9 protein-coding genes are annotated in these 11,609 nt (G+C 65.5%); 6 read left to right on the top strand and 3 right to left on the bottom strand.

All coding sequences use genetic code 11. The features are described from left to right. Nucleotides 1-125 precede the first annotated feature (125 nt). On the bottom strand, nt 126-1,409 hold the full coding sequence (locus ACQR0U_RS32030) for a dienelactone hydrolase family protein (protein WP_434844159.1): 1,284 nt from the start codon (nt 1,407-1,409) through the stop codon (nt 126-128). A 1,256-nt stretch (nt 1,410-2,665) separates the two neighbouring features. On the opposite strand from ACQR0U_RS32030, the gene ACQR0U_RS32025 reads away from it, so the two are divergent. From ACQR0U_RS32025 to ACQR0U_RS32000, 6 genes are all read left to right on the top strand, one after another. Continuing rightward, entirely contained in the window at nt 2,666-3,664 is a 999-nt protein-coding gene (locus ACQR0U_RS32025; RefSeq protein ID WP_434840888.1) for an aliphatic sulfonate ABC transporter substrate-binding protein, read from the top strand. Between the two features lie 80 nt (nt 3,665-3,744). Next, nucleotides 3,745-4,365, top strand: coding sequence for a nitroreductase family protein (locus ACQR0U_RS32020; RefSeq protein WP_316166948.1), 621 nt, complete (start codon nt 3,745-3,747; stop codon nt 4,363-4,365). A gap of 92 nt (nt 4,366-4,457) precedes the next feature. Next, nucleotides 4,458-5,753 (top strand): O-acetylhomoserine aminocarboxypropyltransferase, encoded by a 1,296-nt coding sequence (locus ACQR0U_RS32015; protein WP_316166950.1) that lies wholly within the window; start codon nt 4,458-4,460, stop codon nt 5,751-5,753. A gap of 4 nt (nt 5,754-5,757) precedes the next feature. Further along, the gene (locus tag ACQR0U_RS32010; RefSeq protein WP_316166952.1) at nt 5,758-6,540 is read left to right on the top strand and encodes an alpha/beta fold hydrolase; all 783 of its coding nucleotides are present in this window, start codon (nt 5,758-5,760) and stop codon (nt 6,538-6,540) included. 123 nt (nt 6,541-6,663) lie between these two features. Beyond that, complete coding sequence (locus ACQR0U_RS32005) at nt 6,664-7,065, top strand: BA14K family protein (protein ID WP_316173087.1); 402 nt, start codon at nt 6,664-6,666, stop codon at nt 7,063-7,065. Nucleotides 7,066-7,205: 140 nt separating this feature from the next. Further along, a complete protein-coding gene (locus tag ACQR0U_RS32000; protein WP_316166954.1) occupies nt 7,206-7,718 on the top strand; it encodes a hypothetical protein in 513 nt (170 codons plus the stop codon). Nucleotides 7,719-7,778: 60 nt separating this feature from the next. Here ACQR0U_RS32000 and cyoB read toward each other — a convergent pair whose 3' ends face one another. Both cyoB and ACQR0U_RS31990 read right to left on the bottom strand, forming a co-directional pair. Next, nucleotides 7,779-9,782: a cytochrome o ubiquinol oxidase subunit I gene (gene cyoB, locus ACQR0U_RS31995; protein ID WP_434844160.1), complete on the bottom strand. Its 2,004-nt coding sequence runs from the start codon at nt 9,780-9,782 to the stop codon at nt 7,779-7,781. A 15-nt stretch (nt 9,783-9,797) separates the two neighbouring features. Then, nucleotides 9,798-11,567, bottom strand: coding sequence for an SDR family oxidoreductase (locus tag ACQR0U_RS31990; RefSeq protein ID WP_434844161.1), 1,770 nt, complete (start codon nt 11,565-11,567; stop codon nt 9,798-9,800). Between the last annotated feature and the right edge of the window lie 42 nt (nt 11,568-11,609).

Here is an 11,609-nt window from a genome sequence, read left to right as displayed (position 1 = left end):
ATCACAGCCTGAGAAACGCCCGCGTCCTCGTGGTCAGGACGGACGTCCGCAAGGCCGTTTTTACACGACCAAGACCCACAACGGACGCCTCGTCTCAGGCGGAATGCGCAAACTGTGGGAGCGCCTTAGGGCCTTGGCAGGTTGAGGGTTGCCAAGAATTGGTCCGCAATCGGCTGCCATCGGTCGGGATAAAGCAGCAGCACATGGCCGTTGCCTGGAATGCCGTGGAATAGCTCGAAGCGCGCGCTGCCGCCGGCCGCTGTGAATGCTTGGTAGTATTCGCGGATCAGCGCTTCATTGTAGAGTCGGTCATTGTCGGCGTAGAACCAAAGCTCCGGGACCTTGTCGGCCGCGCCGTGGCCGGCATTCGCGTAATATGGCGTGGTGACCCGTCCATAGGGATACCAGCCGCCAGAGAAATTTACCACGCCCATGACCTCACTGGGTTTGAGGCCAGCATAGTGGATAGCGAGAAATCCACCGCGTGACTGGCCAGCGAGAAGCACAGGACCCGGCCGTACACCGGGCAGTTTGCGGCCGTAGGCAATCGCGGACTCGAGATCCTCAACGGCCTGCGCGATACCAGCCGACAAATCGATGAGGTAACCATTGTGATCACGCCCAAAGTCTTCTTCGCCGTTAATTCCTTCGGACTTGCCCCGTCCGCGGCGCATCAGCGCCAGCACGGCAAACCCGTTGGTGTGAAGCCAATGTGCCTCGGTTGAATGCGAGATTGTCCTGAGCTGATTTCGGCCCGCATCTGATCCATGGGTGATGATCGCGAGCGGCGCCTGCCCTGGGCCGGCAGGCGGGTAGTAGGTCGCTTCGAGCATGATCGGCCGCGTGCCATCAGGTGTCCGAACCGTGAGATGGGGAATCCACACGCGCTCGCCGGGCCGCGGCCATTCGCTCGGTCGCTCGCCGGCGGCAAGCCGTGCCGCATCCGTGCGGACCAGTGTCCCGGAGACGATACCCCCCGCATGGTAGGTCGAGGTCTGGTACAGCCGATCCGAGCCATCGATCGCGTATTGCATGCTGCGAAGCCACTCGGTCAGCATGGCTTTACCCGCGATGGTCAGCACGCCATCGGCGATCTTGGCCTCGGCCCGCCACCATTCGCGATAGGTGCCGTACCATGCCGAGTCGCCGTGCGCAAAAATCACATTCGCACGCCCGTCGGCTCTTACGCTCTCGACGACCAGGACAGTTCTGATGTCGTCGCCCCAAGTTCCGATCCACGCGCCGTAAAAGCGCGCGAGCTCCGGCGGCACGTCGGGTGCCGGCGTCTCCATCTCGAACTTGTCCGGCAGTGGGACGATGGACTCCGGATCGACAGTTAAAGACTGGGCCTGCGCGTTGGACAACCAACTCATGAAAACCACCACAATTAGCGCCAGCAGCTTGCCCATGTTCCGTCCGAAGCCCAGCCGCAATACCGGTCCATGATGGAGCCAAGCGCGGAGCAACCCGCACTCTACGACAATGCTAAGTAGTCGTCACTTCCGTTCATGGCCCATGGCTGCCGAGCCGGGATGTCCGCGCTAACGGTCGCGACCGGGGGTAACCCGGACATAGTGATCCAGTCCGGTTCTATCTTGAGTACCAGCAACCTTCGACGTCCGTAATGGGCTGAATCCAGACGCCGCCGGCTCGGTCCCAGAGGTCTGCCTTAGTCACGGGCTGTCCTCCCGAACGTGCCCACTCCGTGGCTCCTGCCCCCCATGGCTGCCGGCTCGGCGCACCGCGCAAGTCGGAGGCCTCCGGCCAAATCCGCTCGTGAGCTCCCGCGCTTCATTTCGGCCGGCAGTTCGATAGGACATGCCCGCCCAGACCTCTGTGGAGAGTCGTTAAGACGTCATGGCCGGGCCGAGGCCCTGCCATGCCGTCGCGGCAGAGGGGCACAAGCTGATTGTGATATGCCGAAGCCCCAGGGCTTGCGTGACGAGCCAATGGCTTCTCCTCGCGCGTGCGCGACGAAGCGGAATTCGCCCGCATTCTCAGGCTGATTTGCCCTGTCCAGTCCCGCGACGAAAAATATTCTTGTTTCTTTTTTTCAGAATTCATGGTTGTATCACCCCATCCCGCCCGATCGAGAGGGGCGCTTCGCGAACGTCACGAAACGTTGGTGCGGGATGCGATGGCCGGTTCTCGTCGCAGTGTGCGTCAAGCGCGCGGACGAACGATGGGAGCCGGACGGCGAAATCGCGCGGTCCTGATACTCCGATGCTAGTATCAAGTTCGCGAAGATGCTTGCGTGTCTCGCGGATGACGGTGGCCAGAAAGCCCGGCGCACCGGGGAGATCGCGTATAAGCCGTAAGCCCATTGCGCAGGGAAGGCCGGATGTCCGGCTGATCCTGTGGTAACCGCCGCGTGCTTCCTTTTTTGCACGCGGGCCATGGGTGTCAGTCGACGCCCGGCCTTCCCTGTGCCCTCTCTCGATGGAGGGACGAACGGCAGACATCTCTCGGACGCTCTGCGCGTGGCGAGGATGCGAACGGCTGTCTCGTCAGATCTCGCGCGCCAAGAAAACAAAACCTCTCGCGGCACGGGCACATGAGAAACTTTCCTCTCCATATGAACAGATCTGCAAAATTGCGCAGGGCTGACGATCCTGCGAATGATCCTGGACAATTGCATGCAACCGCCTGTTTGGGAGATTGCCGAATGACACCGTCCTTCAGCGGCCTGCGTCGCGCGCGGCCCTTGCATCTCGCCCGTCGCGGCGTCCTGATGATGGCCGCGGCCCTGCTCGGCGCGCTTGCCACGTCGCAAGCCGACGCAGCCGAGACGCTGCGCATCGGCTATCAGAGATCCTCGACCCTGATCGCCCTCCTCAAGACCAATGGCGAGCTGGAGAAGGCGCTGGCGCCGCTCGGCATCAAGGTGTCGTGGCACGAATTCTCCAGCGGCCTGCCGCTGCTGGAAGCGATCAACATCGGCAGCATCGATGTCGGCGCCGATGTCGCCGATACCGTCCCGGTGTTCGCGCAGGCCGCGGGCGCGAGGCTCGCTTATGTCGCCGAGGAGGCCGCCTCGCCGTCGGCGCAGGCGATCCTCGTGGCAACGGCTTCGCCGGCCAAGACGCTCGCTGAGCTGAAAGGCAGGAAGATCGCGGTGACCAAGGGCGCCGGCAGCCACTATCTGCTGCTCGCCGCGCTCGCCAAAGCGGGTCTCACCTTCAAGGACATCACCCCCGCCTATCTGCCGCCCGCCGACGGCAGGACCGCTTTCGTCAGCAACAATGTCGATGCCTGGGTCGCGTGGGATCCGTTCCTGACCAGCACCATCCGCCAGTCAGGGGCGCGCGTGCTCGCGGACGGCAGCGACGGGCTTGCCAGCTACAAGCGCTACTATCTCGCATCCGCCGACTACGCCGCCGGGCATGGCGACGCCCTCAACGTCATCTACGGCAAGCTCGTCGAAACCGGCAAATGGGTGAAGGCCAATCCGGCCGCCGCGGCGAGCCAGCTCGCAGCGCTGTGGGGCATCGATGCGGCCACCGTCGAGGAGGCCAACAGCCACCGCTCCTACCAGGTCGGCGCGGTCACCGCGGCCGGCCTGTCGGAACAGCAGAAGATCGCGGATGCTTTCCTGGCGGAGCGCGTGCTGCCGGCGAAGGTGGACACATCTGCGTTGGCGATCTGGACTCCCAAAGCACCGTGAGCCACACAGAGGTCGCGATTGTGCTGCGCAGCGAGGCGCGGCACGAGGCCCGAGGACGGGCCTGAACGAAGGAGACCCCCGTGACTGCCCATCTTCCTCCCCCGACCGGCCGCATCACCGAGCATCCGGCGCATCGCATCTTCGTCGATCGCTGGTCGCCGCGCGGCTTCAGCGACGAGGCGCTTCCCGAGACGGAGCTCCTGACCTTCATCGAGGCGGCACGCTGGGCGCCCTCCTCCTACAATTCGCAGCCCTGGCGCTTCCTCTACGCGCTGCGCGGCTCGGCCGAGTTCGACACCTTCCTGGCGCCGCTGGTCGAGTTCAACCGCGGCTGGGCGCAGCATGCCGCGGCGATCGTCTACGTGCTGTCGAAGAAGACCTTCATCCCGGCGGGCAAGACCGAGCCGGCACCGACGCGCACGCATTCCTTCGATGCCGGCGCGGCCTGGGCCAATTTCGCCAACCAGGCCGCGTTGTCCGGCTGGATCACCCATGGCATGAGCGGCTTCGACGTCGCCGCCGCGCAGACGGCCCTCGGGGTGCCCGCCGGTTTCGCCGTGGAGATCGCGATCGCGGTCGGCCGCAAGGGCGATGGCGAAAAGCTGCCGGCCATGCTCAAGGAGCGCGAGAAGCCGAGCGCACGCCTGTCCATCGCCGAGATCGCCTCGGCCGGCCTGTTCCCGCAGCGCTTCGGCGGCTGATCGATGTCGCAGGGGCGGCGCACCGCACCGCTCCTGACGGACCGCGAAATCTGTGGCAAAAGATGCGATCTGCTTGAGGAGAGTTGATCCGCATGCCGCCGCCGAAACCGCCCGCCTTCGAGACCCTGAGCCTGCACGCGGGCCAGCACCCGGATCCCGCGACCGGCGCCCGCGCGGTGCCGATCTATCAGACCACGTCCTATGTGTTCGACGACACCGAGCACGCCGCGGCGCTGTTCAATCTCGAACGCGCCGGCCACATCTATACCCGCATCTCCAACCCGACCACGGCCGTGCTCGAAGAGCGGCTCGCCGCGCTCGAAGGCGGCGTCGGCGCGGTCTGCACCGCGAGCGGCCAGGCGGCGCTGCATCTGGCCATCGCCACGCTTCTGAATGCGGGCGATCACATCGTGGCCTCCTCCTCGCTCTATGGCGGCACCATCAACCTGCTCGCGCACACGCTGCCGCGCTTCGGCATCACCACGAGCTTCGTCAAGCCCAGGGATCACGACGGTTTCCGCGCTGCGATCAAGCCGAACACGCGGCTCCTGATCGGCGAGACCCTCGGCAACCCCGGCCTCGAGGTGCTGGACATCCCCAAGGTCTCGGCGATCGCGCACGCGGCCGGCGTGCCGCTCCTGATCGACAACACCTTCGCCACGCCCTATCTGAGCCAGCCGATTTCCCAAGGCGCCGACATCGTGATGCACTCCGCGACCAAGTGGCTCGGCGGCCATGGCATCGCGATCGGCGGCGCGATCATCGATGGCGGCCGGTTCGACTGGCGCGCCTCGGCCAAGTTCACGCAGCTCACCGAACCCTATGCCGGCTATCATGGCATCGTCTTCGACGAGCAGTTCGGCGCGGCCGCCTTCATCATGCGCGCGCGGACCGAAGGCCTGCGCGATTTCGGCGCCTGCCTGTCGCCGACCAACGCGTTCCATCTGCTGCAGGGCGTCGAGACGCTGCATCTGCGCATGGAGCGGCACGTCACCAACACCCGCGCGGTGCTGGAGGCGCTGACCGCCAACAAGGCCGTCGACTGGGTGCTGCATCCTTCGCTCGAGACCCATCCGGACCATGCGCTCGCCAAGGAGCTGTTGCCGCGCGGCGCCGGCTCGATCATCTCGTTCGGTATCAAGGGCGGACGTCCCGCGGGACGCAAGTTCATCGAGAGCCTGAAGCTGATCAGCCATCTCGCCAATGTCGGCGACGCCAAGACGCTGGTGATCCACCCCGCCTCGACCACGCATCAGCAGATGGACGCCGCCCAGCTCGCCGCGGCCGGAATCGGCGAGGAGCTGATCCGGCTCTCGGTCGGCATCGAGGCGGCCGGCGACATCATCGACGATCTCGGACAGGCGCTGCGCGCCTCGCAGAAGGTGTGAGCCCATGCAACTGTCGATCGGAGATCATGAGGTCTTCGCCGCCACGGGCGGCCGCGAGTTCGATTCGTCCCTGCCCGCCGTCGTCTTCATCCATGGCGCCGGCTTCGATCATTCGGTCTGGGCGCTGCACAGCCGCTGGTTCGCCCATCACGGCTTTGCCGTGCTGGCGCCCGATCTGCCGGGCCATGGCCGCTCGACGGGGCCGGCGCTGCCGACCATCACCGCCATGGCCGATTGGATCGTCGCGCTGTTGCAGGCGGTGAACGCGAAGCCCGCTCACCTGATCGGGCATTCGATGGGATCGCTGATTGCGCTGGATGCCGCGGCGCGCCATCCCGATCGCGTGTCGGCGCTCAGCCTGATCGGCACCGCGGCAGCGATGACGGTCGGACCTGACCTCCTGAAGGCCGCCGAAGCCAACGATCACGCCGCCATCGACATGGTCTCGATCTGGGGCCTCGGTTTTGCCGCCGAGCTCGGCGGCAGCCGCGCGCCCGGGCTGTGGATGCATGGCGGCGCGCAGGCGACCCTGGAGCGCTGCGCGCCGGGCGTGCTGTTCAACGATCTCTCCGCCTGCAACGACTATCAGGATGCGCTGGCAGCGGCGGCCAGGATCAAGGTGCCGACGCGGCTGATCCTCGGCGAAAAGGACATGATGACGCCGCTGAAGGCCGGCAAGGCGCTGGCGGCTGCAATCGCGCAATCGCGCACCATCGTGCTGCCCGGCGCGGGGCATACGATGATGACGGAATGTCCGGATGCGCTGCTCGACGCGCTGATCGAGTAGCTTGCGGTCACGGTTCGCTCTTGGCTGCGACCTCGTGCCGCCGACATGCTCCTTTGCAGCGCGGAACGGAGGGCGACGGCGAGCCGTTGCCCTCCGGCACAACGAACAGAAAGGAGCACGCAGATGGATCTGCGCAAACTTTTGACGGTCGCCACCATCGGAACGATGTCGCTCGCGGCCGCATCGCCGCTCGCCGCCGCGCCGTTGCCGAACCACGCGGCGCCGGCCGCCGCCACGCAGAACGCGACCGAGCTGCAGCAGGTGCAATATCGCCACTGGCGCGGCGGCTACGGTCATCGCCACGGCGATTACGGCCATCGCTATGGCGGGCATCGCCACGGCTACGGTGCGGGTGCCGCCGCCCTGGGCGGTCTCGCGGCCGGCGCGATCATCGGTGGCGCCATCGCCAACAGCCGCGCCGAGGCCGCCAACGCCCAGGCCTATTGCGCCCAGCGGTTCCGATCCTACGACCCGGGCTCCGGCACCTATCTCGGCAATGACGGCCTGCGCCATTCCTGCCCGTAGCGACATCAAGGCCGATGCCGGTCTCCGGCATCGACCGCCGCCTGGACCCATGGCGCGCGACAAAACGTCCGCCGCGACAAATGCAACGAAGTGCGTCTCATCCGGTTGAGTATGAGCCTGAATCAACGGGAGACATCGGGATGGTCACCTTCAAAGCCGCCGCGACGCTCGCCATCGCCGGCGCACTTTCTTTGTCCACGCTGCACTCGGTCTCGGCTGCGCCGCTGACGTCGCTGTCGGCAGCCGCCAAACCGGGCGCCGAAAGCTCGAATGCCGTCCAGGTCCGCTACGGCGGCTGGCATGGCGGCTGGGGCGGCGGTGCCGCAATCGGCGCGGGGCTGTTGGCGGGTGCCCTGATCGGATCGGCGATCGCCGCCCCCTCCTACTATGGCGGCTACGCGCCCTATCCCTACTACGGCGGGTATCGCTACGCTGCCTATCCCTACGGCTATGGCGGCTACTACCCGGCCTACCGCCCCTATTACGGCGGCTACGGCTACGGCTACAGCTACGTGCCGCGCCCGATCTATCGCAGCTACGGCTATTCCTATGGCCCGCGGCCGTGGCGCCACAGCTACGGCTATTACCGCGGTCCGGGTTGGGGCCATCACCGCCACGGCCATGGCGTGATCCGCGCCCATCATCGCTGGTGATGTGAATTCGCCGGTGCGTGCGGCTGGCCCGACGCATCGGCAGCTTCCCTTCGATGGGTCTCAGGCCCCGGCAGCCGCTGACGACGAGAATCCCTGCCGCGCTTCGATGATGCCCCGATCGATCCGGGCGACCTCCGCCGCAGGGATGACGTACTCGTCGTGATCGCGCCAGGCAAACACGACGAATGTCGCCAACGCGCCCATTGCGCCGAGCGCCACCATCCACCAGATGTGCCAGATCAGCGCGAAGCCCATGACCGTGGCGAAGAAGGCGCAGACGAATCCCGTGGGGGAGTTTTTTGGCAGCTCGATGTCCTGATAGTCCTTTTCCCGCGTATGGGGCTGCTGGTCTTTTGCATTTTCCTTGATCCGCCAATACGCATCCTGCCCCGTCACATTCGGCAGCACCGCAAAATTGAACACCGGCGGCGGTGAGGACGTGGCCCATTCGAGCGAGCGGCCGTCCCAGGGGTCGCCGGTCGTATCGCGTAGGAGCTCGCGATCGCGGATGCTGAAGACCAGTTGGAGAATCTGGAGAATGACACCGATGGCGAGCAGCGCCGTGCCGAACGTTGCAGCTGCAAGCCAGGGACGCCATTCCGCGACATCGTAGTGCTGCATCCGTCGGGTCATGCCGAGCAGGCCGACGACATAGAGCGGCATGAAGGTCACGTAGAAGCCAATGAGGGTGAACCAGAACGCCGCCTTGCCCCAGCTCTCATACAGCCGGAAGCCGAACGCCTTTGGAAACCAGTAAGTGACACCGGCGAATACCCCGAACAGCACGCCGCCTATGATGACGTTGTGGAAATGGGCGACCAGGAACAGGCTGTTGTGCAGCAGGAAATCCGCCGGCGGCACCGCGACAAGCACGCCGGTGAGCCCGCCGATCATGAAGGTGATCATGAAGCCGACCGACCACAGCATGGGCGTCGTGAAGCGCACCCGCCCGCCATACATCGTGAACAGCCAATTATAGATCTTCACGCCCGTAGGCACCGCGATGATCATGCTCGCAATGCCGAAGATCGCGTTCACGTTGGGGCCCGCCCCCATCGTGAAGAAATGATGCAGCCAGACCATGAAGGAGATGACGCAGATCGCCATGGTCGCCAACACCATCGAGCGATAGCCGAACAGCGACTTGCTCGAGAACGTCGCGACCACCTCGGAGTAGATCCCGAACGCCGGCAGAACCAGGATGTAGACCTCGGGATGTCCCCAGGCCCAGATCAGGTTCATGAACATCATCATGTTGCCGCCGGCCTCGTTGGTGAAAAAGTGGAAGCCGAAATAGCGGTCGAGCATCAGCATCGTCAGCGTCGCCGTGAGGATCGGAAACGCCGCGACGATCAGCAGGTTCGTTGCCAGCGTGGTCCAGCAGAACATCGGCATGTGCAAATAGCTCATGCCCCGGGTGCGCAGCTTGAGGACGGTGGTGACCAGGTTGATGCCGCTGACCAGGGTCCCGACGCCGGAGATCTCCAGCGCCCAGATGTAATAGTCCACGCCCACTCCCGGCGAGTAGGTCAACTCCGACAAGGGCGGGAACGGCAGCCAGCCGGTGCGCGCGAACTCGCCGACCACGAGGGACACGTTGACCAGCAGCGCGCCGGTGGCCGTGAGCCAGAAGCCGACGGAGTTCAGCGTGGGAAAGGCGACATCCCGTACCCCGAGCTGCAGCGGCACGACCAGATTCATCAGCCCGATCACGAACGGCATCGCCACGAAGAAGATCATGATAGTGCCGTGGGCGGAGAAGATCTGGTTGTAGTGCTCCGGCGGAAGATAGCCGTTGGAATGAAACGCCACCGCCTGCTGCGTTCGCATCATGATCGCATCAGTGCCGCCACGCAGCAGCATCATGAAGGCGAGCAGCATGTACATCACGCCGATCCGCTTGTGATCGACGCTGGTGATCCATTCACGCCAGAGATAAGGGAAGTACCCCTTCGCCAAGACCCATCCGAGGACACCGAGGATCGCCACCAGCACGAGGCCTGCGGCCACGAGCGGGATGGGCTGGCCAAAAGGGATCGCCGACCAATCGAGCTTGCCGAGCATGGACGCCCCCGGGGATCAGCGGGTAATATGTCGGCGCGATGGCCGCGAAGGCCGGCGGGCGCGCGCAAGAGCAACCAACGCGATGCCTCCGAGCCCAAGTGCCAATCCAATTCTGCTGAGCTGCCCGGCCGGCGGCAGCTTCTTGCGCACGAGCCAGCCGCCGCTCACCGCGGTGCCAGCGGCGATCGGCGCCAACACGGCACCTGTGCTGCGTGGTGCGCCCTTCGCGCGCGACAACAGGAAACGGAACGCCGCGCTCATGAGTCGCTCGGTCGGCCAGCGCGCCAGGGCATAGGAGATCTGCCCGAGCCGCGCCGGCCAGCCGACGGCGACTTCGTCGTGAGGAGTGCGGATCAACTGCAAGAACGTCTCGGCGACGTCCTCAGGCCGGTACAGCAGCGGTCCTGGATCGAGATTGCGGCCGGACATGTTGGCGCCATGCACGAAGCCGGGCGTGTCGACCATCGCGGGGAATACGCTGCAGACGTGGATATCCTTGTGACCGGCGAGTTCCTGACGCAAGCTCGCCGAGAAGCCGCGGAGACCGAACTTGCTGGCGGTGTAGGCGGCGGCGAACGGAGTCGGTGCCCATCCACCGAGCGAGATGTTGTTGATCAAGGTTCCGCGCTGCTGCCGCAGGAAGACCGGCAGAACCGCATAGGCACCGTTCATCGTCCCCAGCAGATTGACCTCGATGGTCTTATGGTGGAGCGCGATGTCGGCGTCCTGATAGGCGCCGAACACCCCGGTTCCGGCGTTGTTGATCCAGACATCGATGCCACCGAACGTCTGCACGGCCTGATCGGCCAAGTGCATGACCGCGGCTGCATCGGTCACATCGGTGCCGACGGCGATGGCGCGCCCGCCAAGGGTTTCGCATTCGGCCGCGACGTCTTTCAGCACGTCCACGCGCCGCGCGGCCAGCACGATGCTGGCCCCTTCCCGCGCCAAGGCGAGTGCCGTCGCCCGGCCGATGCCGCTCGAGGCGCCCGTCACCACGACGCGCGTTCCCTTCAGATCACGCATCAGCCGGCGCGCCTCGGGGGAGGCATCCAGCAGCCAGCCGAGCGCGCGGCGCAGCTGGTGCGCGCCGCCGGTGTCGAACCATCGGCCATGGGAAAAGACGACGCGTTCGGGCGCCAGCGCAATCAACCGCGCCGCCGCGAGCCGGACGGCACGGCCGCCGAGCCGCAGCAGCATCCGCAGATGGGTCGGTGCCTCGCCATCAGGCGCGGTGATCCCGAGCAGATTCGCCGCGGTCCGCGCCACGATGCCCAGACCTTCCGGTGCCAGGTTCTGCACGAGGTCCGTCAGGACGAGTGTGCGGCTCGGCCTGTGAAACAGCTCCACTTCGGCGAACATCGGTGCGGCAACGAGCACCAACTGGATATCTGCGGACCATTCGTCCGGCGTGACATCGGTCAGCTCACGATCGATACGCAGGCCGCTGCGGCGAACCTGCTGGCGCTCTGCCAAGCCCGGCGCAGCGAAGACCTGCGCATTCGGCAGGGCCGCCTGCCAGTCCGGCAAGAACATCCAGTGCGCGACGTTGGGCGCGAGCAGATATTTGATGGGTCCCAGCTGCTCCAGCTCCTCCCGCAGCGCATGAGTGAAGCACGTGGGCGAGTGCAGCAGCAGATCACCGCTCGACAGGCGGATCACCGTCATGCGCACGGAGAGCGGCAGTCCGGCGGCCCGAATCCGGCCGCCGTCGACGATCCACACATTGTCCGCCACGGGCCGCAAGCCATGGCCGTCGCTTCGAGGCTGAGTTATCTGGTCCATGAGAGTTCCGCCGACGAGATGCCCGTCAACAAACCTCCGGCG

Origin of the sequence: Bradyrhizobium sp. HKCCYLRH3097, assembly GCF_051167875.1 — a bacterium.
Classification (GTDB): domain Bacteria; phylum Pseudomonadota; class Alphaproteobacteria; order Rhizobiales; family Xanthobacteraceae; genus Bradyrhizobium.
Note: the sequence above shows the minus strand (reverse complement) of the source record. Positions and strands in the feature narration are given on the sequence as shown.

Bases quoted from the DNA above. Each gene is read 5' to 3' on its own strand.
- ACQR0U_RS32025 (WP_434840888.1), top strand. From the start codon at position 2,666: ATGACACCGTCCTTCAGCGGCCTGCGTCGCGCGCGGCCCTTGCATCTC.
- ACQR0U_RS31990 (WP_434844161.1), bottom strand. From the start codon at position 11,567: ATGGACCAGATAACTCAGCCTCGAAGCGACGGCCATGGCTTGCGGCCC.
- ACQR0U_RS32015 (WP_316166950.1), top strand. From the start codon at position 4,458: ATGCCGCCGCCGAAACCGCCCGCCTTCGAGACCCTGAGCCTGCACGCG.
- ACQR0U_RS32030 (WP_434844159.1), bottom strand. From the start codon at position 1,409: ATGGGCAAGCTGCTGGCGCTAATTGTGGTGGTTTTCATGAGTTGGTTG.
- cyoB (WP_434844160.1), bottom strand. From the start codon at position 9,782: ATGCTCGGCAAGCTCGATTGGTCGGCGATCCCTTTTGGCCAGCCCATC.
- ACQR0U_RS32005 (WP_316173087.1), top strand. From the start codon at position 6,664: ATGGATCTGCGCAAACTTTTGACGGTCGCCACCATCGGAACGATGTCG.
- ACQR0U_RS32000 (WP_316166954.1), top strand. From the start codon at position 7,206: ATGGTCACCTTCAAAGCCGCCGCGACGCTCGCCATCGCCGGCGCACTT.
- ACQR0U_RS32010 (WP_316166952.1), top strand. From the start codon at position 5,758: ATGCAACTGTCGATCGGAGATCATGAGGTCTTCGCCGCCACGGGCGGC.